A 24,227-nucleotide genomic window follows, 5' to 3' on the forward strand; every position below is an offset into this window, starting at 1 on the left:
GGGTGTCCTTGCATGCAATGGAAATGGGTTCAGTCGAGCAGCTTCATCGCCACATCGACCACGGAAAAGGTCTCCTCCCGACTGGGACTCGTCTTGCCGAGCACGCGAAGGCCCTGCACGACGGAAAGATAAAGCCGCGCCGTCGCTTTCGGTTCGATCGATCGGCTGACCGAACCATCCTCCTGCCCGCGACGGATCAGCGCTTCGAACGTCTCTTCGAAGCGATCCATGGAGCGTCCGACCCTGGCTGCGGCCTCGTCGTCGAACACCGCCATTTCGACCGCGACGCCGACCGCCATGCAACCGTGGCGGCCCGATTTTCCATGGGCGTTCTCGGCATAGAAGCAAAGCATGCGATAGACGGCGTCGCGCCCGTCCGATGCCCTCGCCAGCTCCTCGTCGAGTGCGGCGTTGCGCACCTGCTTGTAGCGGTCGAAGGCAGCAAGGAAGATGGCACGCTTGTCCTTGAAGGCCTTGTACAAACTCCCGGCTGTCAGCCCCATCGCGTCGCGCAGGTCCGAGATCGAGGTGCCGTGATAGCCGCGTTCGGTGAAGACCGAGATCGCCTTGTCGAGCGCGGTGTCTATGTCAAATTCGCGCGGGCGGCCGGCGGAACGGGCAGTCGTGCCGATATCGATGCCAAGGCTCATAGGCGTAAACTCAATTTGGAAATGATCGTTTCCAAATAGGCCGCATGATGGTGCCGGTCAAGCGGGGGCGAGGCGCAAAAGGCCAGAAAAATTCGGAACAGTTCTGGATGTGAAGGGTTGGACCAGTGTCACCAACCTTAAAGCTGGAGGACAGATATGAGTAAAAGTGACGTACAGACAGCCGTAAAACGCGCCAAGCGCCAGGTGGAAAACACCAGTGCCGGCGGCCACTTGGGTGGTACCTATTACGGCCAGAACCCGGACGGTAAGACGTCGTCGATGAACCACAACGTCGGCAGCAACCGGACCAATAGCGGTAGTTGACGTCATGTCTCATTGAGTTTCGAAGGGCCCCGCCGCGTGCGGGGCCTTTTCGTTGGATGGCCCTTGCTCCCCAAGGTCGTCATCCTCGGGCTTGTCCCGAGGATCTACCGATGTTGCAGCGGCCGAGACGTAGCAGATGCTCGGCACAAGGCCGAGCATGACGGAGGAGGAGGTGGCGGCGCTGCGACCATAGCAAGCTGCTTCAAAAATTATCTCGTCCCCTGTCGGCAGCCCTGCCGCTCACCCGTCCTTGGTGTATCGTGGCGAGATCGCTCGCCTTGAAGATGGCGAAACGGGAGGCAGAAAATGGGCAGCAGCTATCGTTGGGTGATCGTGTTTGCCGGCGGCCTGATGGGCTGCGTGGCGGTTGGGGTGATGTTCTCGCTTGCGGTGTTTCTGGAGCCGATCGCGCGCCAGACCGGCTGGTCCCATGCGGCGATTTCGAGCGCGATGACGGTGAACTTTATCGTCATGGGCCTCGGGAGTTTTCTCTGGGGTGCTGCGAGCGATCGTTACGGCACGCGGATCGTCGTGTTGATCGGGTCGCTGCTGGCCGGGCTGTCGCTGGTTCTGGCAAGCCGGGTCGAGAGCCTGCTTGCATTCCAGTTCACCTATGGCTGCCTTGTCGGCCTCTCCGCCAGTGCCTTCATGGCGCCGATGATCTCGCTCACCATGCGATGGTTCGATACGCAGCGAAGCCTTGCCGTCTCGCTCGTCTCGGCCGGCATGGGCATGGCGCCGATGACGATCTCGCCCCTGGCGCGCCTGCTGATCACCGAATTCGGCGATTGGCGCACCGCCATGCTGGTCATCGGCATCGGCGCCTGGGTGATCCTTCTGCCGACCGTGCTTCTGGTGCGCAATCCGCCGGCGGAGGCTGAGGTCGCCGATGGTCCGCAGGCTGAAGGCGCCGGCATGCCGCTCGGCAAGGTGTTCCGTTCGCCGCAATTCCTGGCGCTCGCCTTCACCTTCTTTGCCTGCTGCACCGCCCATTCCGGGCCGATTTTTCATATGGTGAGCTATGCCATGTTCTGCGGCGTCACGCCGATGGCGGCCGTGTCGATCTACAGCGTCGAGGGCGCGGCGGGTCTTGGCGGGCGCATCGTTTACGGGGTGCTTGCCGACCGGCTGGGCGTGAAGCCCGTGTTGATGGCGGGGCTGCTGATCCAGGCGCTTGTCATCGCCGCCTATACGCTGGCGACCGATCTCACCCATTTCTACCTGCTGGCAATCATCTTCGGTGGCACCTATGGCGGCGTCATGCCGCTCTATGCGGTGCTGGCGCGGGAATATTTCGGCGCGAAGATCCTCGGCACTGTGCTTGGCGCCGCTTCGATGCTGTCGAGCATCGGCATGGCCTTCGGACCGCTCGCCGGCGGCTGGGCCTTCGATGCCTTCAACAATTACAACTGGCTGTTCTGGGGCTCGGCGCTGGTCGGCCTCGCTGCGGTGGTGATCGCGCTTGCCTTCCCGCCTCTGCCGGGCCGTGAGGACCGGAAGCTGCAGCCCGCCCAGGGCTGACGACCAAGGTGCCGAAAAAGCAAAAGGCCCGGCATTGCCGGGCCTTTTGGGATGAGGATCAGTGATCCTTCGGATTGCGCGCCTTGCGCTTTGGAGGTGCGCTTTCCGCTTCTGCCGCCTCGCGCTGGAGACGAAGCAGCCTCAGCCTTTCGGTCTTTTCCTCGCGTGAATTGACCTCGGCAGCGATGATGGCGCGCGCGGTCTCGTCCGTCACCGCAGCCTTTTCCCGAGAGGAAAGCTTGACGGGAGTAGCGAGTTCTTCCTTGATGGCGGTCATGATCTCTTCCTTCCTGAAGGCTTGGCGGACAATAGGGAATTAAGCGTCAGCGCGTGCGGGCGGCCTTTTTCGGCGCGGGCAGAAGGCCCTCGCGCTGCATCTTCTTGCGTGCGAGCTTGCGGATGCGGCGAACGGCCTCGGCCTTTTCGCGGACGCGCTTCTCGGACGGCTTTTCATAGGCGCTGCGCGCCTTCATTTCACGGAACACGCCTTCGCGCTGCAGTTTCTTCTTCAGCGCCCGAAGGGCCTGATCGACATTGTTGTCCCTGACGATTACCTGCAAAATATATCCTTTCCGGTCTGAAACGGCCCGGTGAAAAACAAAAAGGCCGGGCTGACCCGACCTTTCCGGGACCACTCGCTTGTTCTCACTGCCGGTACATCCGCGGTCAGGAGAAGCGAGTGGTATTCAACGATGCCGGCTGAAGATGCGCCGAAGATCGGCGCAGCGGCCCGTTGAAATCTCGTTGAAGCTAATATGGGGTGCCGCCCGGAAATATCAATGAAATAGCGGAATTAATTCCTCCGCGACGGGAATAGGTAAGCGAAACGAATAAAGCCCGGCGAGGTGCGCCGGGCTTTATTCGTAAAAGAGAGGATGGTCAGAGTGCGCCGTTGCGCTGCTGCATCATCATGAACGTGTCGTAGCTGTATTCCGCCACCTGGGACCAGAGATAGGCGTCCTTCTTGAAGGCCTGCTGGTGGTCGTAGATCTTCTTGAAGGCCGGGCTCTTCTCGGAGAGATCCGCATAGACTTCCATCGCCGCCTTGAAGCAGGTTTCCATGATATCGCGGCTGAACGGCTTCAGGACCGCGCCTTCGGCGACGAGCCTGCGCAGTGCGGTGGCGTTCTGCGCATCGTAATTGGCAAGCATGCTCGTATTGGCAGCGGCACAGGCGGCCTTCAGGATCGCCTGGTAGCCTTTCGGCAGGGCGTTGAACTTTTCCAGATTGAAGAAGGCATGCATGGCCGGGCCGCCTTCCCACCATGCCGGGTAGTAATAATACTTGGCGACCTTGACGAAGCCGAGCTTCTGGTCGTCATAGGGGCCGACGAATTCCGTGGCGTCGATCGTGCCCTTTTCGAGCGCCGCATAGACGTCGCCGCCGGCGATCTGCTGCGGTGTGACGCCGACCTTCGAGAGAACCTGTCCGGCGAGACCGGCAATGCGCATCTTGAGGCCCTTGAGGTCGTCGATCGTGACGATTTCCTTGCGGAACCAGCCGCCCATCTGCGTGCCGCTATTGCCGGCCGGCAGCGCATAAAGGCCGCGCGGCGCCAGAAATTCGTTGATCAGGTCGTTGCCGCCGTTTTCGAACCAGGCATTGGTCATGCGGGCATTGAGCCCGAAGGGAATGGCGGTGCCGAGCGCAAAGGCCGGGTCCTGGCCGATATAGTAATAGGAGCAGGTATGGGCCATTTCGACCGTGCCGTTGGCCACTGCATCGGCGGCCTGCAGGCCGGGCACGAGCTCGCCGGCGGCATAGGTCTGGATGTTGAAATTGCCGTCGGTCGCATCACGGACGATCTGCGCCAGTTCGTTGCCGGCGCCGAAGATGATGTCGAGGCTTTTCGGGAAGGACGAGGTCATCCGCCAGGTGATCTTCGGGTTCTCCTGAGCGATCGCGGGAGCCGCCAAGGGGGCAACAAGCGCGGTCGATGCCGCGGCGCCGATGCCGGCCGTCGTCGCCCGCTTGATGAAGTGCCTGCGATCCATGGATGTCTTCCTCCCGTGCGTGGTGAAAAGCCTTTGAGATTATGGCCGTCTGTTAATCGCATAGGTTTGGCGAGAACAAGCCGAAACCCCGTTGAAAATAGGGATTTACCGCCAAAGGCTTAAAAACACGAAGCCCGGAGCGATGTCCGGGCTTCGCAGTCAGAAAAGACCGTATTCAGATATCACAGCGTGCCCTTGCGCTGCTGCGTCATCATGAAGGTGTCGTAGCTGTATTCTGCGATCTGGTTCCACAGATAGCCGTCCTTCTTGAAGGCCTGCTGGCTGTCGTAGATCTTCTTGAAGGCAGCATTCTTGCCGTTGATGTCGGCATAGACTTCCTGGGCGGCCTTGTAGCTGGCTTCCAGGATTTCCGACGTGAACGGCTTCAGCACCGCGCCTTCGGAGACGAGCTGGCGCAGCGCCTTGGCGTTATGCGCGTCGTAGCGGGCCAGCATGTTCTGGTTGGCGTTGGCGCAGGCATCCTTGAGCATGCGCTGGTAGCTCTTCGGCAGGGCGTTGAATTTTTCCAGGTTGAAGAAGGCGTGGACGGCTGGGCCGCCTTCCCACCATGCCGGGTAATAGTAATATTTGGCGACCTTGACGAAGCCGAGCTTCTGGTCGTCATAGGGACCGACGAATTCGGTGGCGTCGATCGTGCCCTTTTCGAGCGCTGCATAGACATCGCCGCCGGCGATCTGCTGCGGGGTCACGCCGAGCTTCTGCATCACCTGGCCGGCAAGGCCTGCAATGCGCATCTTGAGGCCGTTGAGGTCGGCGACCGTGTTGATCTCGCGGCGGTACCAGCCGCCCATCTGCGCGCCGGTATTGCCGGCAGGCAGGGCGTAAAGGCCGTGGCCGGCGAGGAATTCGTTGAGCAGGTCGTTGCCGCCGCCGATCGTGAACCAGGAATTGGTCTGGCGGGCATTGAGGCCGAAGGAACGGCTGTGCCGAGCGCGAAGGTCGGATCCTTGCCGATATAGTAGTAGGAGCAGGTGTGGGCCATTTCGACCGTGCCGTTGGACACGGCATCGGCAGCCTGCAGGCCGGGCACGATTTCACCGGCCGCAAAGGTGTTGATGGTGAAATTTCCGTCGGAGGCTTCCTTGACGCTCTGGGCGATGTCCGTGCTCGCCGACCAGAGAATATCGGTATTCTTGGTGAAGGACGAGGTCATGCGCCAGGTGAGCTTCGGGCTTTCCTGGGCAATTGCCGGTGCAGCCAGAGCTGTTGCGGCGGCGGCGCCGACACCTGCAGTCGCGGCTTGGCGGAAGAAATGTCTGCGGTTCATGAAATAAAATGCCTCCCCATGAATGCGTGCGCCCCATCCCGGCGCATCGGATTTGCTCATAAGCTGTTTGTTTCTTCGGGAGCAAGTAGAAATTCTCATATATTACTTCACCGGGCGAAATTCTTTCGGGAAGTTGCGCGGCAGGCATAGCCTCTGAATGATCAGAACGATGGCGACCTCGCTCAATACAGGATGGTTGAAATATCCGCTCGATCGGCTTAGTTTAGAATTATTCTAAGTGGAGTCATTCATGTTGAGCCGCATCCTGCCGTCCTCCCGCCGGCCGTTCGATAGCCTGTCCGAACCGGAAATCCTCGCCCTTGCCATCGCATCCGAAGAAGAGGATGCGCGCATCTATCTCGGCTATGCGGATGGGTTGAAGGACGAGTATCCGGCTTCCGCGCAAGTCTTCGAGGACATGGCCGAGGTCGAGCAGACTCACAAGAACATGCTGATCGAGATGTTCCGGTCGCGTTTCGGCGAGCGCATCCCGCTGATCCGGCGCGAGCATGTTCAGGGCTTCTACACCCGCAAGCCGACCTGGCTGCGCAAGAATTTGGCCCTCGATACGGTGAGGGCGGAGGCCGAGGCGATGGAGGAGCAGGCGGCACGCTTCTATCGCGAGGCGACGAAACGCGTTTCCGACGCTTCTACCCGCAAGCTGCTCGGCGATCTGGCGCTGGCCGAAGAGGGGCATGAGGACATTGCCCGCATGCTGGCCGAGAAGCACGTCTCCGACGAGACCCGCAGCGAGGAGGATGAAGGCGCGCGCCGCCAGTTCATCCTCACTTATGTTCAACCGGGCCTTGCCGGATTGATGGACGGCTCGGTCTCGACCCTGGCACCGATCTTCGCGGCAGCCTTCGCGACGGGTGATACGTGGTCCACCTTCCTGATCGGCCTGTCGGCTTCGGTCGGTGCCGGCATTTCGATGGGCTTTACCGAGGCGGCTCATGACGACGGCAAAATTTCCGGTCGCGGCTCACCGATCAAGCGTGGCCTCGCCTCGGGCATCATGACGGCGCTCGGCGGTCTCGGCCATGCGCTGCCCTATCTCATCCCGCACTTCTGGACGGCGACGATCGTAGCGGCGATCGTGGTCTTCTTCGAACTCTGGGCGATCGCCTTCATCCAGAACCGCTACATGGAAACCCCGTTCATGCGGGCGGTCTTCCAGGTCGTCTTCGGCGGTTCACTGGTACTGGCGGCCGGCATCTTCATCGGCAACGCGTAAGGCAAAGGACGCTCAGGCGGCGTCCTTCTCGGCGACATCGCCAAGCGGCGCGGTCAATGTGAAGACGGCGCCACCGTCGTTCTCCATCGACGACTGCCCGCCGAGCTGGCGCACGAAGCTGGTGATCAGCTTGGTGCCCATGCCATTGGTGCGGGCATCCTCGGCGACACCAGGCCCGTCGTCACGGATGGTCAGCCGAAGCTGGTTTTCCTCGCGTCGGAGGTGGACGGTCAGCTTGCCGGCGTTGCGACCGTCAAAGGCGTATTTGAAGGCGTTGGACACGACCTCGTTGATAATCATGCCGAGCGGCAGCGCCTGTTCGCGGTCGAGTGCGATCGGCTCGAGGTCGAGATCGAGCTCCACCGGCATGTCGTAGCCGGAGGCGATGTCGGAGATCAGCCGCGTCGCATAGGGCGCCACCTCGACCTCCTCGAACTGGTCGGTCGTATAGATCTGCTCGTGGACGGCAATCATCGCGCCGATGCGCCGCGACATATCCTCCCGCGCTTCGACCGGTAGCTTCTGCAGCCGCAGAAGCGCCAGAACGGCCTGCAGATTGTTCTTCACCCGATGATGGATTTCGCGCAGCAGGAAGCGGTTTCGTTCCAGCGCCTGCTCCAGTTCGTCGTTGCGCGTCGCGGTCTTGTAGAGCAGCACATAGATCCAGAAGGACGCCCCGACGAGGATCGCCATCAGCGGCACGACAAGTAGGGCATCGGAGAAGAGATTGCTCCAGAACTGGTCCAGCACTTCCTGCCGCTCGATCGCCGCAAGCGCGATCAGCGGCCAGTCCGGCACCTTCCAGAAGGCGACGATGCGGGAGAAGCCGTCGATCTGCGATACCGGGTTGTGGTAGAATCCGGTCGATTTCTCGCGGGTCAGCGGATACCACTCGGTCTTGCTGAGGTCGACCGGCTGCATCGCCGGCGGGCGCCGCGCGATCAGCCAGCCATCGTCGCGGATGACGGAGATCGTCGAGTTCGGACCGAGATTCATCGAGGCCCAGAAACGGTCGAGATTGTCGTTCGGGATGGTGATCGAGGCGACGCCGCTGAATTCGGGACCGTTGCTGATCCGCCGGGCGATGATGAAGGAGGGCTTTCCGGCGCGCTCGTTGTCGAGCAGGCGGCTGAAGGTGAGGGCTCCTGCCCTTCCTTGAGCCGGCGGAAATAGGCTCGCTCGCCATGATCGGGCAGGCTGGAATCGGCAGCACTCGAATAGCGCATCTGCCCGTCCTGATCGAGAAGCGCATATTGGAAGCCGGCCGGAAGCTCGCCGACCGCCCGTTCCAGGTCGGTGATCAGGTCAGCGGAACTGTCGATCGGCCGCCCGCCAATGGCGACTTCGATGCGGCGCAACGCAAGGTCGCTCGCCTCCATCATCCATTCCATATGGGCCGCGACGACATGGGCGGAGGAGACGGCGCGGGCCTCGCCCTCCCGGATCGCACTGTTGTAATTCTCAAAGACGGTAAACGCCCCGACGCAGAGCACGGCGGCAACCAGCACGCCGGCCAGCCATAGGGGAAGCGACGGTCGGGCGGTCCCGTGCGGGCGTATCGGGGGACGTATCAAGCCTGTAACCGATCTTTGCGGCCCATAGACCTAAAGGCTTATGGGGATAATGTCTTTTTTGACTCGCGGGAGAGTAGAGAGAAGAGCCCGCCGCTGCAAGCAGGGCGGGTTCTATGCTTAACAAATTGGGCCTATGTCAGCGAAGGGCGCCGACCAGAACGTCGCGGCCGTTCTCGATCGTGACCCAGCGGCCTGTGTTGAAGGTCGCCTGGCGCTTCAGGAACGTGTAGGGCGTTTCATACCAGACCATCACCTCGTTATCGAGGTTGTCGAGAATGAAGTCGCCTTCCGTCGTGCGCAGCGTCAGCACCGCATGGCCTTCGCCATCCGGCTTGCGGACGACGGTGATCAGGAGGTCGGACAGGGCAAAGCCGAGAGCGGCGAGTTCCTTGCGCTTCTCAAGCGCATAGTCCTCGCAATCGGCGAACACGGTCGGGTAGGTCCAGAACTCTTCGCGGCCATAGGCTTCAATATCGGTCTTGGCGATATAGCGGGCATTGACGGCGCGGTTGACGTCGCGAACGGCCTGCCATGCCTTTTCGTCGAGGCGGGCTGCCGGTGCGGAACGGCTCTTTACATTGCATTCGACCGGCAGGCGCTGGCAGAACTCGTAATGGCCTATCGGCTGTGATGTCACGGCACCCGTCATCATCGACGTTGCTGCCTGCGGTGCCGGTATCGCCACGCTAACAGGCGCAAGCACAGCTGCGAGGATCACGGCTGCACGCCGTGCCATCAGGGCTACATTCATGGACCCGTCCCTTAAATTCCTAACGAAAAGTTAAGAGGGGACGGGTGGGTAAGTCAATTGTTCAGCTTTTGTTAATCTGGAGGTCTTTACGAATATGGTTAAGACTGCGGCATTTGTGTCTCAGCCCAGTTTTTGATCATCGATAATTAAGCCGGCGACCGCCGCCTCCATTTTCTCCAGGTCCTGTGGGCGCGACAGGCGGTGATCGCCATCTCGGATCAGCGTCAGAACCACGTCGTCGGCGGGCAGGAATTCCACGAGTTTGAGCGCGTGGCTGTACGGCACGTCCGGATCGGCCATGCCCTGCAGGATATGGACCGGGCAGCCGGTTTCGATGATCCCGGTCATCACGCTGTTGCGCTTTCCGTCTTCCATCAGATCACGCGTGTAGATGTTCGGCTCCGGGCTGTATTCCGAAAATTCCTCGAAATAGCCGCGCTCCTGAAGCGACTGGCGCTCCGTGTCGGTCAGGTGGGGTTCGATCAGTTCGGCGGTGAAATCCGGTGCCGGCGCGATCAGCACCATGCCTTCTACCGCAGGTCCCGTAGTGCGTTTCTTCAGCTCCTGCACCAGTCGCAGCGCAATCCATCCGCCCATGGAGGAGCCGACGAGCACCACCTTCTCCGGCTTCAATGCCGCGAGAACCGCGATCGATTCCTCCAGCCAGCGCGAGATCGTTCCGTCACGGAATTCGCCGCCCGAGGCGCCGTGGCCGGAATAGTCGAAGCGGATGCAGGCAACGCCATGGCTTTCCGCCAGAGCATCGAGCGCAACGGCCTTGGTGCCGGTCATGTCGGAACGATAGCCGCCGAGCCAGACGAATGCCGGCTTGTCCGGGCGCGTCGTGGCCGGCCGGTGAAGAATGGCGATCTCGCGGCTGTCGGAACCGGTTCCGATGGTGATGGTGGTGGGGTTCGGGGCTGTGACCTGGGTCATGAACTTCACTCCTGCAAACTGCTGGAGCTATAAATCAGATATAAACCAGTTGTCAGGAGGTGATTTTTTCGCGTCGATATGCTATTGACTTCGCCTCGGCGATCACGACATTCCGCTCGGCCCCGGGCCGCGCGCAGATTTTGTCGTCGCCGGAGCCCGAAACAATCTAGGAGAATACGACCATTCGCAGACCATTCAAAGCCGATGCCCCCGTCAAGGAAGGCCCGCGCTCCAACCGGGAAATTCGCGTTCCCAAGGTCCAGCTTATCGATGCCGAAGGCCAGAATCTCGGTGCAGTACCCACCGACCAGGCCCTTCGCATGGCCGAGGAAGCGGGACTGGATCTGGTAGAAATCTCGCCGAACAATGATCCGCCGGTGTGCAAGATCCTCGACCTCGGCAAGCTGAAATACGCGAACCAGAAGAAGGCGGCCGAAGCTCGCAAGAAGCAGAAGATCGTCGAAGTCAAAGAAATCAAGATGCGCCCGAACATCGACACGCACGATTACGACGTGAAGATGAAGGCCATGAACCGCTTCTTCGAAGAGGGTGACAAGGTCAAGGTGACGCTCAAGTTCCGCGGCCGCGAAATGGCGCACCAGGAACTCGGCATGAAGCTCCTGCTTCAGGTCAAGGAAGACACCCTGGAGATCGCCAAGGTCGAGGCCGAGCCGAAGCTCGAAGGCCGTCAGATGATGATGGTGCTGGCGCCGCGTTAAGCGCCACACCTTCCGCCCGCGTGTCGGGCGGTTTGCCGGCATCTGGCCGGTTTTCTGAGGAGGATTTCCCCATTGCGCTTTTGACCGACTGCGGTTATAAGCGCGCGTCCGAACGGTCCGGCAGGGCATGCCGTGGCCGTTCTAAATGCTTGAAGCAGACCTCGTCAGTTTGCTTCGATACAACATATATGGAGTAGCAAAATGCCCAAGATGAAGACGAAATCGGCTGCCAAGAAGCGGTTCAAGGTAACCGCCACCGGTAAGGTCGTTGCAGCCGCCGCTGGCAAGCGCCACGGCATGATCAAGCGTTCCAACAAGTTCATCCGCGATGCACGCGGCACGATGATCCTCGCTGAGCCGGATGGCAAGAAGGTCATCAAGAACTACCTGCCCAACGGTCTCTGAGACTAATCGGCTTTCTGGAACAGTTTAAGGAGATCATGACATGGCACGCGTAAAACGTGGCGTAACTTCCCGCGCCAAGCACACCAAGACCCTCAAGGCAGCCAAGGGCTTCTACGGCCGCCGCAAGAACACGATCCGCGCCGCTAAGGCCGCTGTTGATCGTTCGCGTCAGTTCGCGACCCGCGACCGTCGCGTCAAGAAGCGCAACTTCCGCGCTCTGTGGATCCAGCGTATCAACGCTGCCGTCCGCGAATCCGGCCTGACCTACGGCCGCTTCATCGACGGCCTCAACAAGGCTGGCATCGAAGTAGACCGCAAGGTTCTGTCCGACATGGCAATCCATGAGCCGGCAGCATTCGGCGCGCTCGTCGAAGCCGCCAAGAAGGCTCTGTCCTACCTCAAGGACGCAGGCACCAAGAACGAGTTTGAAAGCGCGGTTCGTTAACCAGCGCTTCCCAGGCTTGTAAGCTTATCGATTTTGGGAAACCCGCGCTGGCATGGGCTGGCGCGGGTTTTCCATTTGTCCGTCACGACGCCCGAATACATCTCTCCGATCATCAAACGGAAGACACCATGTCCGATCTGGAAAATCTGAAAACCTCTCTTCTGGCGGAGATCGCCGCAGCCAGTGACGAGGCGGCAATTGAAGCCGTTCGCGTCAACGCCATGGGCAAGAAGGGCTCCGTGTCCGAGCTTCTGAAGACGCTCGGCGCCATGTCGCCGGAAGAGCGTCAGACCCGCGGTGCCGCGATCAATGCGCTGAAGAATGAGATCACCGAGGCGATCACCACCCGCAAGACTGTCCTCAAGGACGCCGCGATCGACGCGCGCCTGAAGGCCGAGACGCTCGACGTGTCGCTGCCGGTCCGCTCCTCGCCGGCCGAGCGCGGTCGTATCCATCCGATCAGCCAGATCATCGACGAGATCACCGCCGTTTTCGCCGACATGGGTTTCTCGATCGCCGAAGGCCCGGATGTCGAGACCGACTACTATAACTTCACGGCGCTGAATTTTCCCGAAGGCCACCCGGCCCGCGAGATGCACGACACCTTCTTCTTCCAGGCGGATGAAAAGGGTGAGCGCAAGGTGCTGCGCACCCACACTTCGCCGGTTCAGGTCCGCACCATGGAAGCGCAGGATCCGCCGATCCGCATCGTCATTCCGGGCAAGACCTACCGTCAGGATTCGGACGCCACCCATTCGCCGATGTTCCATCAGGTCGAGGGCCTCGTCATCGACAAGAAGTCCAATGTCGCCAACATGCGATGGGTGCTAGAGGAGTTCTGCAAGACCTTCTTCGAAGTGCCGTCGGTGACGATGCGCTTTCGCCCGTCCTTCTTCCCCTTCACCGAGCCCTCCTTCGAGGTCGACATCCAGTGCGACCGTTCCGGCCCGATCGTGAAGTTCGGCGAAGGCACCGACTGGATGGAAATCCTAGGCTGCGGCATGGTCCACCCGAACGTGCTGCGCTCCGGTGGGCTCGATCCGGACGAATACCAGGGGTTTGCCTGGGGCATGGGGCTGGACCGTATCGCCATGCTGAAATACGGCATGCCGGACCTGCGCGACTTCTTCAACGCCGATGTCCGCTGGATGAACCACTACGGCTTCCGCCCGCTCGACATGCCAACGCTGTTTGGAGGCTTGAGCCAGTAAAACGATGCCAACCGTCCTTCGCAAATACGGTTTCCGTTTTCACTTCTACTCCGGAGAGAAATATGAACCGCCTCACATCCATGTGGATGGAAACGGCGGAGAAGCGAAGGTTTGGTTAAACGAGGTAAGATTGGCTGAGGCCGGGGGCTTTAGCCAAAGAGACCTTAGACGTATATTGGACGTGGTCGAGGAGCACAGGCAGCAGATGTTGGAGGCATGGAATGACTATTTCGCATGATCCATATCCCGAAGCTGAGCGCCCTATTGAGGCGTGGTGCGATCTGCATGATGTGCATGTGCGCCTCGCCGATGGGCGCCATGTATCGACGCCGTTGTGGTGGTATCCACGCCTGCTAAATGCGTCGCCCGCCCAACGCAACAACGTGCATCTCATGCTTGCCGGGGTTCATTGGCCGGATGTGGATGAGGATCTGTCCGTTCGCGGGATGTTGGCCGGCTGGAAAGCGCCGGGCGCCAAGGCTCCGGAAAAGGCAGCATGACATAAATGCCGACTCTGTTGATCTGGCACGGATACAAGTTCCGCTTCTATGCGCTGGACATTGGTGAACCGCCGCACGTGCATATCGTCAAGGATGGCAGGTCGCTGAAGGTCTGGTTGAAGAATTTGGAAGTCGCGCGGAACAACGGTTATAACGAACAGGAGATCGGCAGGCTCTTGGAGGTTGCTGCCGAACATCGAAATGAATGGATAGGCGCTTGGGATGACTTCTTTGGTCTTTGAAACCGACGAAATGCGACCCGTTAGGGCTTGGTGCGACGATGGTGAGGTTCACGTCGCGCTTGCCGATGGCCGTGTCATTGCCACGCCTCTCTGGTGGTATCCTTTTCTTGCGAAACTCGATGATCGCGCACTCAATGACATCGAACTGATGTACGAGGGCATCTGGTGGACTGCGATCGACGAAGGCATTTCGGTCAAGAGCATGTTTCTCGGTGTGAAAGCCCCGGGCGCCAAGGCTCCGGAAAAGGCGGCATGAGCTCATGAGCATTGAGACGACAGCCAGCCACACCGGTGGATGCCGATGTGGTGCCATCCGCTTTGAGGCCAAAGCCGAGCCGATCTATGCGAGCTACTGCCACTGCAGCGATTGCCGGCGGGCGAGTGGTGCGCCGGCTGCAGCCTTTGTCGGTTTCCATACCGAAGACGTAACCTTCGAGGGCGAGACCGGCTCGACCTATGGCAAGGCGCCGGTGAGCCGCAGTTTCTGCGGCACCTGTGGTGCGCCGATCGCCTATCGTGACGAGCGTATCGGCGACCAGATCTTCTTCATGCTCGGCGCCATGGATGCGCCGGAGAATTATCCGCCGCGCGTGCACGGCTATGTGCGCGAGCAGCTTCCTTTCTTCCATATCGATGACGGCCTGCCACGGATGGAAACCATGACCGCGCCGAGGCCTTCAGGAGACAACCGATGAAGTTCACCCTTTCCTGGCTCAAGGATCACCTTGAAACCGATGCTACCCTCGATCAGATCTGCGAGCGCCTGACGGCGATCGGCCTCGAGGTCGAGGATGTCGACGACAAGGCGGCCTACAAACCCTTCGTCATCGCCAAGGTTCTGTCGGCCGAACAGCATCCGGAAGCGGATCGCCTCAAGGTTCTGTCGGTCGATGCCGGTCCCGACGTCAATGGCGGTAAGCCGCTGCAGATCGTCTGCGGCGCGCCGAATGCCCGCGCCGGTCTGGTTGGGGCCCTGGCGCGTCCGGGCGATTACGTCCCCGGTCTCGACGTGACGCTCGGTGTGGGAAAAATCCGCGGTGTCGAAAGCCACGGCATGATGTGCTCGGAAAAAGAGCTCAACATGTCCGACAGCCATGACGGCATCATCGACCTGCCCGAAGATGCGCCGGTTGGCACGTCCTTCGCGACCTATGCAGGTCTCGACGATCCGATGATCGAGATCAACCTGACGCCAAACCGTCCGGACTGCACCTCGATCTACGGCATTGCCCGCGATCTCGCAGCCTCTGGCCTCGGCACGCTGAAGGCTCCGGCAGCGCCTGCGCTGAAGCTCGAAGGCGAGACTTCTGTAGGTCTTACGATCGATCTCGACGATGAAAAGCTCTGCCCCGGCTTCGGCCTGCGCCTCGTGCGCGGCGTCAAGAACGGCCCGAGCCCGGCCTGGATGCAGACGCGCCTCAAGGCGATCGGTCTTCGTCCGATCAACGCGCTGGTCGACATCACCAATTACATGACCTTCGACCAGGGCCGCCCGATGCACGTCTTCGATGCGGCCAAGGTGAAGGGCGACCTCACTGTTCGCCGCGCCAAGGAAGGCGAGTCGGTGCTGGCGCTCGATACGCGCGAATACAAGCTTGGTCCGAACAACGTCGTCATCGCGGACGACAACGGCGTCGAGTCGATCGGCGGCATCATGGGCGGCGAGCATTCCGGTTGCGACGAAAACACGGTCGACGTGCTGATCGAGAGCGCACTCTGGGATCCGATCAACATCGCCAAGTCGGGCCGCACGCTCGGCATCATCACCGATGCCCGCTACCGTTTCGAGCGCGGCGTCGATCCGGAATACATGGTTCCGGGTCTCGACCGTACGACACAACTGGTTCTCGACCTCTGCGGTGGCACGCCTGCAAAGGAAAAGATCGTCGGCTACAAGGGCTATGCGGCAAAGACCGTCGAGTTCCCGTTCGCTGAAGTCAAGCGCCTGACCGGGCTTGAAATCTCTGCCGATGAAAGCCGTGAAATCCTGACCCGCCTCGGCTTCACCGTCGAAGGCTCGGGTGAGAAGGTTTCCGTCAAAGTGCCGTCCTGGCGCCCGGATGTCGATGGCAAGGCCGATCTCGTTGAAGAGGTCATGCGCATCCACGGCGTTGACCAGATCAAGCCGGAGCCGCTCGAAAAGCTGTCGGCCGTCAACGGCCGCATCCTGACCACGCTGCAGATCCGCACCCGCACCGCCAAGCGCGCGCTCGCCTCGCGCGGCATGCTGGAAGCCGTCACCTGGTCCTTCATCCCGGAAGACCAGGCAAAGCTCTTCGGCGGAGGTTCGGCGGCATTGAAGCTCGCCAACCCGATCGCGGCCGACATGTCCGACATGCGCCCGTCGCTTCTGCCGGGCCTCCTGACCGCTGCCCAGCGCAATGCCGACAAGGGCTTTGGCGACGTGGCGATCTTCGAAGTGTCGGGCACCTATGAGACCGACACGCCGGAAGGCCAGCGTCGCGTTGCCGGCGGCATCCGTCGCGGCACGGCCTCGATCAACGGCGCCGGCCGCATGTGGTCGAATGCGGCCAAGGGCGGCGGCAAGCCGGTCGACGTCTATGACGCCAAGGCCGATGCGCTGGCCGTGATCGAAGCCTGCGGCCTGCCCATGGCCAATGTCCAGATCGAGCAGGGCGGACCGTCGTGGTATCATCCGGGCCGTTCCGGCACGATCAAGATGGGTCCGAAAGTCGTGCTCGGCACGTTCGGCGAATTCCATCCGAAGACGCTCGGCGCGCTCGATGTTTCCGGCGCGCTCTGCGGCTTCGAGATCTATCTCGACGCCATGCCTGAGCCGAAGAAGAAGGCTACCCGCACCAAGCCGGGTCTCGAGCTTTCGCCTTTCCAGGCCGTCAAGCGCGACTTCGCCTTCGTTGTTGGTTCCGAAGTGGAAGCCGGTGCGATCATCAAGGCGGCGACCAGCGCCGACCGCAAGCTGATCGCCGGCGTCAATGTCTTCGACGTGTTCGAGGGCGCGTCGCTCGGCGAGGGCAGGAAGTCGGTTGCGATCGAGGTGCTCATCCAGCCGGTCGACAAGACCCTGACGGACGAGGATTTCGAAGCGCTCACCGGCAAGATCGTCGCCAATGTCGAGAAGACCACAGGCGGCGTCCTGCGCGCCTGAATGTTGAAATACGGCTGCCCCGACTGGTTTCGGGGCGGCCGTCTATGGCCTCAGTGCGCCAGTCGCTCGACCACGAGGTCCAGCAGTGCACGCAGGCGCGGCATCCGCCGCATGTCGCGGTGATAGCCGACCCATGTGTCGCGTCCTGGTGGCGGCTCGCCGAGATCGACCAGTTCCAGCCCCTCCGTACTGTCTCCCAATGGCCTTGGGAGCACGGCAAGGCCGACGCCCGCGGCGCAGAGACGGGCCTGTACTTCCCGATTGTTGCTGCGGTTGATGACCGTGGCGTTTGGCAGCCTGGCTTCGATCCACACGACATCCGGCATGCCGCCGAATGCGGTATCCATGAGAACAAGGCGCGAGCCTTTACCATCGCCGGCGACGGGGTGTCGCGTGCCGGCCCTGCAATAGACCCCGTAGGGAATGTGCAGCAGTCGCCGTGAAACGACTTCCGCCTCGTCGAAGGGCGTGATGCGGAAGACGAGATCCGCCTCGCGGCGCGGCAGGCTGTAAAGCCGCGGATCGGTAAGAAGCTCGACGACGACATTCGGATGCAGCTTGGCGAAGTCCGCAAGGATGGGGGCCAGCATGAAGACCCCGAACCAGTCCGAGCACGAGACCCGGAGAAGGCCGCTCAAGCGAGCCTGCGATCCCGCCAGTTCCCGCTCCAGCGCGATTGCCTCGTATTCCATGCGCTCCGCATGGGCGAGCACGGACTGACCTTCATCGGTCAGGACAAAGCCGTCATTGGTGCGCTGGAACAGCGTCTGGCCGATCGACGCCTCGAGCGCACGCAGGCGCCGGCCCATTGTCGGCTGCGTCTGCCCGATGGCGCGCGCCGCACCGCCGAGGGTCCCCTCCCGGGCAATGGCCAGAAAGACGCGCAAATCGCACCACTCCATCATCACCATCCAAACAAAAATGCATGATCGTCAAACAGTATCTACGATGTCCATGCAGATGAAAAAGGGTCAAGTTCCGCGCCCAGGAAAAAGGAGCTTGAAGACATGAAAGCATTGATCGTCGAGGCCGAAAACGGCCCGTTTCAACTCAGGGAAATTGAGAGGCCCGTGGCGGGCGCCGGCGAGGTGCTGGTCAGGGTCCATGCAAGCGGCGTAAATCCGCTTGATCTCAAGATCAGGGCAGGTACCGCGGCTCATGCCAGGCATCCGCTGCCCGGCATACTCGGTATCGATCTCGCCGGCGTGGTCGAGGCTATCGGCGAAGGGGTCGAGGCTTTCCAGGTCGGCGACGAGGTTTATGGCATGACCGGTGGAGTGGGGGCGTGCAGGGATCGCTCGCGGAATATGCGGTGGTCGATGCGAGGCTGATCGCGAGAAAGCCGGCCAATCTGTCGATGCGCCAAGCCGCGGCTTTGCCGCTCGTCGTTATTACGGCCTGGGAAGGTCTGATGGATCGCGTTGATGTCGGGCGCGGCGAGACTGCGCTCGTCATCGGTGCGGCGGGCGGCGTCGGGCATGTCGCGGTGCAGATTGCCCGTGCTCGTGGCGCGATCGTCTTCGGTGTCGATCGGGAGGACGCGGCGGACTATCTGCAATCGCTGGGGGCGACGCCGATCGACCGGCGCAAACCGGTTGCGGAATACGTTGCCGAACTGACCGGCGGCAAGGGGTTCGATGTCGTCTATGATTGCGTCGGCGCGCTGGATGACGCTTTTCAGGCGGTGGGTCGGTTCGGTCATGTCACGAGTTCGCTTGGCTGGGGCAGCCATTCGCTGGCGCCGCTCTCCTTCAAGGCGGCGAGCTATAGCGGCGTGTTCGCGCTCCTGCCGCTGCTGACCGGTGAGGGGCGTGAGGCGCATGGGCGCATCCTGGCGGAAGCGGCACGGCTGGCCGAAGCCGGCAAGCTCATGCCGCGCCTGGACGATCGCCGCTTTTCGCTGCAACAGGCCGACGACGCCCATGCCCTCATTCGTGACAAGGTGGCTAGGGGCAAGATCGTCATCGACGTCATCAGCCCGTGATATCCGAGCGGGCTCACGAGGCCCGCTGGTAGCGCCATTCCTGCGTCCGCCCGCCGTAGCCGTAGGAGGCGGCGCGGGCGTCCTCGACATAGATGTAGCTTTCCTCGTGCAGATTGCCGAGGAGGCGCTCGAAACCTTCGAAGGCGGCCTGGATATAGGCGGCCTTCTCGGTTTTCGTATTGGTCTCGTCGGTGATCTTGATATCGAAATAGACGCTCGACTTGCCCTGCTCGGCAAGCGTCCTGCCGCCGGCAATCCAGTCGCGCGGATCGACATAGTCGATGGCGATCGCGGTGACCGCCGGATCCTTGCCGAGGATGCGCTCAGTCAGCTCGGTCAGCATGGTGGCGATGGCGCGGGTTTTCTCGTCGGAGCGTTCGCCGCTTACTTTCACATTCAGGATAGGCATGTCTCTCTCCATTGGTTAGCTATGCAACTATATGGGTTTGGCTCAGGGTAGATGGCCGCCGATCGCGCGGGCCTGCAGGACGAAATCGGCAAACACGCCGTCGCCGAGTTCCTGCTTCAGCCGGGCGGTCACCGCGCCGCTGGCGTTGTTCAGCGCGTCCTTCAATTCGGCGGCGGATGGCGTGGGGTGGATTTCCCATTCCCGTCCGTCCCGTTTTGTCGCGCGCCGTTCGAGAAGACCGCGCGCGACGAGACCGTCGACGGCGCGTGTCGCCGTGGCGCGGGCGATCTTCAAGGTGCCCGCCAGTTCGCTATGCAGCATGCCCGGCTTCGCCAGAACCGCCCGCAGGGTGAAGGCCTGGGAGGGGGTCAGGTCGTAAGGCTTGAACGCTTCCGTCCAGACCCGCTCGAGCTGGCGGGCAAGTGCTGTCGTGTTGAAGTAGAGGCAGTGGTCGAACATGAGGACAGCCTAGCACACATAATTGCATATGCAATTATAATTTCGATTTGCTGGACGGATGAAACCGGGTGGTGCGTGGTGGTGGCGAGAGTTAGCCTCGGATTTGGACTTGGGCTTCGTAGTGCTGGAAGGGTCAACCCAAACGCGTCGTCATCCTCGGGCTCGTCCCGAGGATCTGCTACCGTTGAGAGAATGGACCGTCGGCAGATGCTCGGGACGAGCCCGAGCATGACGGAGGAGGGGAGAGGAAATGCGCAAGCCGAACTCGATGAAGGGACTGGAAAATCTGGGGCGTGTCCGGTTGTCGAAAAATTTCCTCCTGCGCGATTTCCTTCATTCGGAGATCGCGGATTTCTATCGCATCCCGAACATTCCCGGTGACCCGGATCTGGCGGTCGAGGCCGGAAAACGTCTTTGCGAGGAACTGCTGGAGCCGCTGCAGGCGACGTTCGGGCGGCTGCATATCCGCTCCGGTTACCGGTCGTCAGAGGTCAACGAATTCGGCAATCGCAACAATCTCAACTGCTCGACCAATGCCGCGACGGCTGCCGACCATATCTGGGACCGGCGGGATGCGGATGGCTGCATGGGCGCGACGGCCTGTGTCGTCGTGCCGTGGCTGATCGACAATTGCGATCGGGAAGGCGACTGGCAGAGGATGGCATGGTGGATCCACGACCATATGCCCTATGCCTCGCTCTGCTTCTTTCCGAAACTCTGGGCTTTCAACATCCAGTGGCACGAGCGGCCGGTGCGGCGGATCATGAGCTATGTCGCCCCGCGCGGTGTCTTGACCAAGCCCGGCATGGAGAACCACGAGGGTGACCATTCGCGATGGTACGAGGGCTTTCCGAAGCCGGCGCGCTGACCGGTCTGGCAGCCGCGTTTCAGGAATGCAGGTGATAGACCTTGTGGACGATCACCCAGCGGCCGTCGACCTTGAGCAGTGACAGGTAATCGGAAAAGCGCATGCCCGCATAGTCGTCGACGATCTTCACCGAGGCGGCATCGCCCGTCACGTCGAGCGTCTCGATCTGGATGAGCGGCTGGGTTCCGGCTGGCGGCACGCCTTGGGACATCACCTCGGCGACGAAATCGTCGAGGGAAAGCCATTCGACCTTTCCCTCGTAATTGCCGACGATGGATGCCTTGGCGTGGAAGGCCTTTCGCAGGGCGCCCTCATGGGCATGGGCCATGCCTTCCACATAGAGATGCACGACGGATTCGACCGATTTTTCTTCCGACATCGCGAGGTTCCTCCCTGTCGGAACTATAGCAGAGGCGTAATCCCGGACCTACAGCGCGCGGAGGTGTTTCGACAATTTACCGCCTCGGCGTCCAGGCTGCAGCGGCGCCATAGCGCGCCCCGGCAATCTTCTCCGGGGACAGCATGTCGTCCAGCCGCTGCACCTCTTCGGCACTCAGCGTCACGTCGGCCGCCGCCGCGTTCTGTTCCAGATTCGGGATCTTGCGGGCGCCGGGAATGGGGACGATGAAATCACCCTTGGCCAGCACCCAGGCGAGCGCGAGCTGCGCCGCGGTTACACCTTTGGCCTCGGCCATTTCCTCGACCAGTGTCACGAGCGCGAGGTTCGCCGCCATGTTGTCCGCCTCGAAGCGTGGCATGTTGCGGCGAAGATCGCCGTCGCCGAAATCGGCCGCGCTCCGTATCTTGCCGGTCAGGAAACCGCGGCCGAGCGGGCTGAAGGGCACGAAGCCTATGCCGAGTTCGCGGCAGGTATCGAGGATTTCGCCTTCGGGATCGCGGGTCCAGAGCGAGTATTCGCTCTGCAGCGCGGAAATCGGATGGACGGCATGGGCGCGGCGGATGATGCCGGCTCCGGTCTCCGAAAGGCCGAGCGCCCTGACCTTGCCCTCCTTCACCAGTTCAGCCATCGCGCCGACGATATCTTCGATCGGAACTTCCGGGTCGTGGCGATGCAGATAGAAAAGATCGATGACGTCGACACCGAGCCGCTTAAGCGAGGCTTCGGCGACCTCCCGGCCGTGGTCCGGCCGGTTGTCGAGGCCGGACATGGCGGCGGAATCCGTCTTCGACGGGTCGATCTTGAAGCCGAACTTGGTGGCGATCACCACATTGTCGCGATAGGGCTTCAGTGCCTTGCCGACCAGTTCCTCGTTGACAAACGGACCGTAGACCTCGGCCGTATCGAAGAAGGTCACGCCGATTTCGACGGCTCGGTGAAGGGTTGCGATCGAGCTTGCTTCGTCCTGGCCGCCATAGGCGTGGCTCATGCCCATGCAGCCGAGGCCGATGGCCGAAACGGTGAGGTCTTTTCCAAGCTTGCGTGTCTGCATGGTGAGCTCTCCATGATCCAGGCTGACAGGCGGGCCGCATGGCGCGGCCCGTCAGGAATATGGCTCAGGCGCTGGCGTCGTCCAGCTGCCGCATCTGATCGCGCGAAAGTTTCAGGTTTCCGGCTGCAATCATCGTCTCGAGCTGGCGGGGACTGGTGGCGCTGGCAATCGGGGCTGTGATCGCCGGCCGCTGGGCGATCCAGGCAAGCGCGACCGATGCCGGCTGGGCACCGGTTTCCGCCGCGACCTCGTCGAGTGCGGCCAGGATGCGCGTGCCGCGCTCGTCGAAATATCCGGCCACCTTGCCGCCGCGGTTCCTGTTGGCTTCAGCCTCGGCCTTGCTCTTGTACTTGCCGGTCAGGAAACCGGCGGCCAGGCTGAAATAGGTTATGACGCCGATATCCTGCTTGCGGCAAAGCTCGGCGAGCGGGCCGTCGAAGCCGGCGCGATCGTAGAGATTATATTCCGGCTCCAGCACGTCATAACGCGGCAGTCCGGCCTTGTCCGCGGCGTCGAGAGATGCCTGCAGCTGGCTCGCATCGAAATTGGAGCAGCCGATAGCGCGGATCTTGCCCTGTTCCTTCAGCGTCGCGAAGGCCGACAGCGTCTCTTCATGCGGTGTCTGCGGATCCGGCCAATGGGAGAGATAGAGGTCGATATAGTCGGTCTGCAGCCGCTTCAGCGATCCTTCGACCGCTTCCATGACGCGGGCCTTGTCTAGGCCCTTTTCGGCGGCCGAACCTTGCATGTTTGAGCCGACCTTGGTGATGATGACGGCCTTGTCGCGCGAGCGGCCGGACTGCTTCAACCACTTGCCGATGATCGTCTCGCTCTCGCCGCCGCCATTGCCGTCGACCCAGCCGGAATAGCAGTCGGCAGTATCGATCGTGTCGAAACCGGCATCGAAGAACTTGTCGAGGAGATCGAAGGAGGTCTTCTCGTCTGCCGTCCAGCCGAACACGTTGCCGCCAAAGACGACGGGCGAGATGGAAAGGCCGGTCCGGCCGAGTACGCGCAGATCCATTATATGCTCCAATATCGATTGCCTGAAGAAGGCCGACGAGCGACGGCCAGCTCTTCTCCATCTAGGTCGGGCGGCCGGGTGATCACACCGGGCCGCCAGTCACGAAGTTGTTAGGGCTCGCTTATTTAGTGGGCTTCGTTGAGCAGCTTCATCTGCGCATCGGTCAGCTTGAGATTGCCGGCGGCGATCATCGCATCGAGCTGCTTCAGGCTGGTGGCGCTGGCGATCGGCGCGGTGATGCCTGGCCGTGCCGCGACCCAGGCGATGGCGATCGAGGCGAGGCTTGCGCCCGTTTCGGCGGCCACCTGATCGAGTGCCGCGAGCACGCGCGTGCCCTTGTCGTTGAGATAGTCCGGGATGCGGTAGCCGCGGGCGCAGCCCTCAGCGTCTTCCGGCTTGCGGTATTTGCCGGTGAGGAAGCCGGCGGCCAGCGCATAGAAGCTGATCACGCCGATGTCTTCGGCAATGCAGAGATCGGCAATCGCGCCTTCGAACTTGTCGCGGGTGTAGAGATTGTATTCGGGTTGTAGCACGTCATAGCGCGGCAGGCCGTCCCGGGCGGAGACATCGAGTGCGGCCTTCAACTGCTCGGCCGAGAAATTGGAGCAGCCGATCGACCGCACCTTGCCGGCTTCCTTCAGCTTCGCCATGGCGCCGAGCGTTTCCTCATGCGGCGTGCCGTCATCGGGAAAATGCGAGAGATAAAGGTCGATATAGTCGGTCTGCAGGCGCTTCAGCGACAGGTCGACGGCCTCCGTGATCCAGCTTGCCTTCAGCTTCTTGTCGTCGCCCATCGAGGGGTGACCGACCTTGGTGACGATGATCGCCTTGTCGCGGGCAACGCTGCCGCGTTTCAGCCAGTTGCCGATCACGGTCTCGCTCTCGCCGCCCGTATGGCCTTCCGCCCAGCGGGAATAGACGTCGGCCGTGTCGATCGTGTTGAAGCCCGCGTCGAAGAACCGGTCCAGCAGGTCGAAGGAGGTCTTTTCGTCGGCGGTCCAGCCGAACACGTTGCCGCCGAAGACGACAGGCGAAATGGAAAGGCCGGTGCGGCCGAGCTTGCGCGGGTCCATGGTATTCTCCGAATTTTCTGGTCTGAGGGCAGTCTGG

The 24,227-nt window shown here is 61.5% G+C and carries 29 protein-coding genes and 2 pseudogenes; 15 read left to right on the top strand and 16 right to left on the bottom strand.

The annotated features are described in order from the left end of the window. Window positions 1-29: 29 nt before the first annotated feature. Complete coding sequence (locus N7E02_RS17110; protein WP_286583493.1) at window positions 30-650, bottom strand: TetR/AcrR family transcriptional regulator; 621 nt, start codon at window positions 648-650, stop codon at window positions 30-32. A gap of 156 nt (window positions 651-806) precedes the next feature. Between N7E02_RS17110 and N7E02_RS17115 the strand changes: the two genes are divergently transcribed. Continuing rightward, a complete protein-coding gene (locus N7E02_RS17115) occupies window positions 807-974 on the top strand; it encodes a hypothetical protein (RefSeq protein WP_286583495.1) in 168 nt (55 codons plus the stop codon). A 306-nt stretch (window positions 975-1,280) separates the two neighbouring features. Next, entirely contained in the window at window positions 1,281-2,495 is a 1,215-nt protein-coding gene (locus tag N7E02_RS17120; RefSeq protein WP_286583497.1) for an MFS transporter, read from the top strand. A gap of 58 nt (window positions 2,496-2,553) precedes the next feature. On the opposite strand, the gene N7E02_RS17125 is transcribed toward N7E02_RS17120, so the two are convergent. From N7E02_RS17125 to N7E02_RS17140, 4 genes and pseudogenes are all read right to left on the bottom strand, one after another. Continuing rightward, window positions 2,554-2,772, bottom strand: coding sequence for a hypothetical protein (locus N7E02_RS17125; protein ID WP_286583499.1), 219 nt, complete (start codon window positions 2,770-2,772; stop codon window positions 2,554-2,556). Window positions 2,773-2,818: 46 nt separating this feature from the next. Next, window positions 2,819-3,055: a 30S ribosomal protein S21 gene (gene rpsU / locus N7E02_RS17130; protein WP_286583501.1), complete on the bottom strand. Its 237-nt coding sequence runs from the start codon at window positions 3,053-3,055 to the stop codon at window positions 2,819-2,821. A 319-nt stretch (window positions 3,056-3,374) separates the two neighbouring features. Then, a complete protein-coding gene (locus N7E02_RS17135) occupies window positions 3,375-4,490 on the bottom strand; it encodes a TRAP transporter substrate-binding protein (protein ID WP_286583502.1) in 1,116 nt (371 codons plus the stop codon). 182 nt (window positions 4,491-4,672) lie between these two features. After that, window positions 4,673-5,778 (bottom strand): annotated as a pseudogene (locus N7E02_RS17140) (TRAP transporter substrate-binding protein). Between the two features lie 250 nt (window positions 5,779-6,028). Here N7E02_RS17140 and mbfA point away from each other — a divergent pair. Continuing rightward, the gene (gene mbfA, locus N7E02_RS17145; RefSeq protein ID WP_286583503.1) at window positions 6,029-7,012 is read left to right on the top strand and encodes an iron exporter MbfA; all 984 of its coding nucleotides are present in this window, start codon (window positions 6,029-6,031) and stop codon (window positions 7,010-7,012) included. 12 nt (window positions 7,013-7,024) lie between these two features. On the opposite strand, the gene N7E02_RS17150 is transcribed toward mbfA, so the two are convergent. The 4 genes from N7E02_RS17150 to N7E02_RS17165 all read right to left on the bottom strand — a co-directional run bounded on the left by N7E02_RS17150 (window position 7,025) and on the right by N7E02_RS17165 (window position 10,273). Continuing rightward, entirely contained in the window at window positions 7,025-8,008 is a 984-nt protein-coding gene (locus tag N7E02_RS17150; protein WP_286583504.1) for a sensor histidine kinase, read from the bottom strand. After that, the gene (locus N7E02_RS17155; RefSeq protein WP_286583506.1) at window positions 8,005-8,586 is read right to left on the bottom strand and encodes a PDC sensor domain-containing protein; all 582 of its coding nucleotides are present in this window, start codon (window positions 8,584-8,586) and stop codon (window positions 8,005-8,007) included. The genes N7E02_RS17150 and N7E02_RS17155 overlap by 4 nt, the downstream gene beginning before the upstream one ends. 136 nt (window positions 8,587-8,722) lie before the next feature. Beyond that, on the bottom strand, window positions 8,723-9,337 hold the full coding sequence (locus tag N7E02_RS17160; protein WP_286583507.1) for a transglutaminase-like cysteine peptidase: 615 nt from the start codon (window positions 9,335-9,337) through the stop codon (window positions 8,723-8,725). A gap of 120 nt (window positions 9,338-9,457) precedes the next feature. Next, window positions 9,458-10,273, bottom strand: a complete 816-nt coding sequence (locus tag N7E02_RS17165) for an alpha/beta hydrolase (protein WP_286583508.1) — start codon at window positions 10,271-10,273, stop codon at window positions 9,458-9,460. 182 nt (window positions 10,274-10,455) lie between these two features. On the opposite strand from N7E02_RS17165, the gene infC reads away from it, so the two are divergent. The 10 genes from infC (at window position 10,456) to pheT (ending at window position 16,922) form a co-directional block, all read left to right on the top strand. Further along, window positions 10,456-10,992 (top strand): translation initiation factor IF-3, encoded by a 537-nt coding sequence (gene infC / locus N7E02_RS17170; protein WP_286583887.1) that lies wholly within the window; start codon window positions 10,456-10,458, stop codon window positions 10,990-10,992. A gap of 201 nt (window positions 10,993-11,193) precedes the next feature. Continuing rightward, window positions 11,194-11,397: a 50S ribosomal protein L35 gene (gene rpmI, locus N7E02_RS17175; protein ID WP_046793986.1), complete on the top strand. Its 204-nt coding sequence runs from the start codon at window positions 11,194-11,196 to the stop codon at window positions 11,395-11,397. A 40-nt stretch (window positions 11,398-11,437) separates the two neighbouring features. Beyond that, a complete protein-coding gene (rplT, locus tag N7E02_RS17180; RefSeq protein ID WP_092996035.1) occupies window positions 11,438-11,842 on the top strand; it encodes a 50S ribosomal protein L20 in 405 nt (134 codons plus the stop codon). Window positions 11,843-11,970: 128 nt separating this feature from the next. Continuing rightward, complete coding sequence (gene pheS / locus N7E02_RS17185; protein ID WP_286583511.1) at window positions 11,971-13,053, top strand: phenylalanine--tRNA ligase subunit alpha; 1,083 nt, start codon at window positions 11,971-11,973, stop codon at window positions 13,051-13,053. A 4-nt stretch (window positions 13,054-13,057) separates the two neighbouring features. Then, window positions 13,058-13,291 (top strand): DUF4160 domain-containing protein, encoded by a 234-nt coding sequence (locus N7E02_RS17190; protein ID WP_286583512.1) that lies wholly within the window; start codon window positions 13,058-13,060, stop codon window positions 13,289-13,291. Beyond that, window positions 13,275-13,553 (top strand): DUF2442 domain-containing protein, encoded by a 279-nt coding sequence (locus tag N7E02_RS17195; RefSeq protein WP_286583513.1) that lies wholly within the window; start codon window positions 13,275-13,277, stop codon window positions 13,551-13,553. Before N7E02_RS17190 ends, N7E02_RS17195 begins: the two co-directional genes overlap by 17 nt. A 17-nt stretch (window positions 13,554-13,570) precedes the next feature. Next, window positions 13,571-13,795: a DUF4160 domain-containing protein gene (locus tag N7E02_RS17200; protein ID WP_286583514.1), complete on the top strand. Its 225-nt coding sequence runs from the start codon at window positions 13,571-13,573 to the stop codon at window positions 13,793-13,795. Next, a complete protein-coding gene (locus N7E02_RS17205; RefSeq protein ID WP_286583515.1) occupies window positions 13,776-14,051 on the top strand; it encodes a DUF2442 domain-containing protein in 276 nt (91 codons plus the stop codon). Before N7E02_RS17200 ends, N7E02_RS17205 begins: the two co-directional genes overlap by 20 nt. A 4-nt stretch (window positions 14,052-14,055) precedes the next feature. Further along, window positions 14,056-14,490: a GFA family protein gene (locus tag N7E02_RS17210; protein ID WP_286583516.1), complete on the top strand. Its 435-nt coding sequence runs from the start codon at window positions 14,056-14,058 to the stop codon at window positions 14,488-14,490. Next, complete coding sequence (gene pheT, locus N7E02_RS17215; protein ID WP_286583517.1) at window positions 14,487-16,922, top strand: phenylalanine--tRNA ligase subunit beta; 2,436 nt, start codon at window positions 14,487-14,489, stop codon at window positions 16,920-16,922. The genes N7E02_RS17210 and pheT overlap by 4 nt, the downstream gene beginning before the upstream one ends. Window positions 16,923-16,972: 50 nt before the next feature. On the opposite strand, the gene N7E02_RS17220 is transcribed toward pheT, so the two are convergent. Next, entirely contained in the window at window positions 16,973-17,824 is an 852-nt protein-coding gene (locus N7E02_RS17220) for a LysR family transcriptional regulator (protein WP_286583518.1), read from the bottom strand. 105 nt (window positions 17,825-17,929) lie between these two features. Here N7E02_RS17220 and N7E02_RS17225 point away from each other — a divergent pair. Beyond that, window positions 17,930-18,906, top strand: a pseudogene (locus N7E02_RS17225) (zinc-dependent alcohol dehydrogenase family protein). 13 nt (window positions 18,907-18,919) lie between these two features. Here the strand turns inward: N7E02_RS17225 and N7E02_RS17230 are convergent. Together N7E02_RS17230 and N7E02_RS17235 are read right to left on the bottom strand one after the other, a co-directional pair. After that, window positions 18,920-19,315 carry a tautomerase family protein gene (locus tag N7E02_RS17230; protein WP_286583520.1) on the bottom strand — a complete coding sequence of 132 codons (396 nt, stop codon included), beginning with the start codon at window positions 19,313-19,315 and terminating at the stop codon, window positions 18,920-18,922. Between the two features lie 42 nt (window positions 19,316-19,357). Then, window positions 19,358-19,774, bottom strand: a complete 417-nt coding sequence (locus N7E02_RS17235; protein WP_286583521.1) for a MarR family winged helix-turn-helix transcriptional regulator — start codon at window positions 19,772-19,774, stop codon at window positions 19,358-19,360. A 250-nt stretch (window positions 19,775-20,024) separates the two neighbouring features. Between N7E02_RS17235 and N7E02_RS17240 the strand changes: the two genes are divergently transcribed. Next, window positions 20,025-20,642 (top strand): hypothetical protein, encoded by a 618-nt coding sequence (locus N7E02_RS17240; protein ID WP_286583523.1) that lies wholly within the window; start codon window positions 20,025-20,027, stop codon window positions 20,640-20,642. Between the two features lie 19 nt (window positions 20,643-20,661). On the opposite strand, the gene N7E02_RS17245 is transcribed toward N7E02_RS17240, so the two are convergent. The 4 genes from N7E02_RS17245 to N7E02_RS17260 form a co-directional block, all read right to left on the bottom strand. Then, on the bottom strand, window positions 20,662-21,021 hold the full coding sequence (locus N7E02_RS17245) for a nuclear transport factor 2 family protein (protein ID WP_286583524.1): 360 nt from the start codon (window positions 21,019-21,021) through the stop codon (window positions 20,662-20,664). A gap of 76 nt (window positions 21,022-21,097) precedes the next feature. Next, window positions 21,098-22,093 carry an aldo/keto reductase gene (locus N7E02_RS17250; RefSeq protein WP_286583526.1) on the bottom strand — a complete coding sequence of 332 codons (996 nt, stop codon included), beginning with the start codon at window positions 22,091-22,093 and terminating at the stop codon, window positions 21,098-21,100. A gap of 64 nt (window positions 22,094-22,157) precedes the next feature. Next, window positions 22,158-23,117, bottom strand: coding sequence for an aldo/keto reductase (locus N7E02_RS17255; RefSeq protein WP_286583527.1), 960 nt, complete (start codon window positions 23,115-23,117; stop codon window positions 22,158-22,160). A gap of 125 nt (window positions 23,118-23,242) precedes the next feature. Further along, window positions 23,243-24,190, bottom strand: coding sequence for an aldo/keto reductase (locus N7E02_RS17260; protein ID WP_286583529.1), 948 nt, complete (start codon window positions 24,188-24,190; stop codon window positions 23,243-23,245). Window positions 24,191-24,227 lie beyond the last annotated feature (37 nt).

Source organism: Terrirhizobium terrae (assembly GCF_030323265.1).
Classification (GTDB): Bacteria; Pseudomonadota; Alphaproteobacteria; order Rhizobiales; family Rhizobiaceae; genus Neorhizobium.

Excerpts from the sequence above, each read along its gene's own strand:
- N7E02_RS17110 (WP_286583493.1), bottom strand. The coding sequence starts at position 650 with ATGAGCCTTGGCATCGATATCGGCACGACTGCCCGTTCCGCCGGCCGC.
- N7E02_RS17115 (WP_286583495.1), top strand. The coding sequence starts at position 807 with ATGAGTAAAAGTGACGTACAGACAGCCGTAAAACGCGCCAAGCGCCAG.
- N7E02_RS17120 (WP_286583497.1), top strand. The coding sequence starts at position 1,281 with ATGGGCAGCAGCTATCGTTGGGTGATCGTGTTTGCCGGCGGCCTGATG.
- N7E02_RS17125 (WP_286583499.1), bottom strand. The coding sequence starts at position 2,772 with ATGACCGCCATCAAGGAAGAACTCGCTACTCCCGTCAAGCTTTCCTCT.
- N7E02_RS17135 (WP_286583502.1), bottom strand. The coding sequence starts at position 4,490 with ATGGATCGCAGGCACTTCATCAAGCGGGCGACGACGGCCGGCATCGGC.
- mbfA (WP_286583503.1), top strand. The coding sequence starts at position 6,029 with ATGTTGAGCCGCATCCTGCCGTCCTCCCGCCGGCCGTTCGATAGCCTG.
- N7E02_RS17150 (WP_286583504.1), bottom strand. The coding sequence starts at position 8,008 with ATGAATCTCGGTCCGAACTCGACGATCTCCGTCATCCGCGACGATGGC.
- N7E02_RS17160 (WP_286583507.1), bottom strand. The coding sequence starts at position 9,337 with ATGAATGTAGCCCTGATGGCACGGCGTGCAGCCGTGATCCTCGCAGCT.
- N7E02_RS17165 (WP_286583508.1), bottom strand. The coding sequence starts at position 10,273 with ATGACCCAGGTCACAGCCCCGAACCCCACCACCATCACCATCGGAACC.
- rpmI (WP_046793986.1), top strand. The coding sequence starts at position 11,194 with ATGCCCAAGATGAAGACGAAATCGGCTGCCAAGAAGCGGTTCAAGGTA.
- rplT (WP_092996035.1), top strand. The coding sequence starts at position 11,438 with ATGGCACGCGTAAAACGTGGCGTAACTTCCCGCGCCAAGCACACCAAG.
- pheS (WP_286583511.1), top strand. The coding sequence starts at position 11,971 with ATGTCCGATCTGGAAAATCTGAAAACCTCTCTTCTGGCGGAGATCGCC.
- N7E02_RS17190 (WP_286583512.1), top strand. The coding sequence starts at position 13,058 with ATGCCAACCGTCCTTCGCAAATACGGTTTCCGTTTTCACTTCTACTCC.
- N7E02_RS17195 (WP_286583513.1), top strand. The coding sequence starts at position 13,275 with ATGACTATTTCGCATGATCCATATCCCGAAGCTGAGCGCCCTATTGAG.
- N7E02_RS17205 (WP_286583515.1), top strand. The coding sequence starts at position 13,776 with ATGACTTCTTTGGTCTTTGAAACCGACGAAATGCGACCCGTTAGGGCT.
- N7E02_RS17210 (WP_286583516.1), top strand. The coding sequence starts at position 14,056 with ATGAGCATTGAGACGACAGCCAGCCACACCGGTGGATGCCGATGTGGT.
- pheT (WP_286583517.1), top strand. The coding sequence starts at position 14,487 with ATGAAGTTCACCCTTTCCTGGCTCAAGGATCACCTTGAAACCGATGCT.
- N7E02_RS17220 (WP_286583518.1), bottom strand. The coding sequence starts at position 17,824 with ATGGAGTGGTGCGATTTGCGCGTCTTTCTGGCCATTGCCCGGGAGGGG.
- N7E02_RS17230 (WP_286583520.1), bottom strand. The coding sequence starts at position 19,315 with ATGCCTATCCTGAATGTGAAAGTAAGCGGCGAACGCTCCGACGAGAAA.
- N7E02_RS17235 (WP_286583521.1), bottom strand. The coding sequence starts at position 19,774 with ATGTTCGACCACTGCCTCTACTTCAACACGACAGCACTTGCCCGCCAG.
- N7E02_RS17240 (WP_286583523.1), top strand. The coding sequence starts at position 20,025 with ATGCGCAAGCCGAACTCGATGAAGGGACTGGAAAATCTGGGGCGTGTC.
- N7E02_RS17245 (WP_286583524.1), bottom strand. The coding sequence starts at position 21,021 with ATGTCGGAAGAAAAATCGGTCGAATCCGTCGTGCATCTCTATGTGGAA.
- N7E02_RS17250 (WP_286583526.1), bottom strand. The coding sequence starts at position 22,093 with ATGCAGACACGCAAGCTTGGAAAAGACCTCACCGTTTCGGCCATCGGC.
- N7E02_RS17255 (WP_286583527.1), bottom strand. The coding sequence starts at position 23,117 with ATGGATCTGCGCGTACTCGGCCGGACCGGCCTTTCCATCTCGCCCGTC.
- N7E02_RS17260 (WP_286583529.1), bottom strand. The coding sequence starts at position 24,190 with ATGGACCCGCGCAAGCTCGGCCGCACCGGCCTTTCCATTTCGCCTGTC.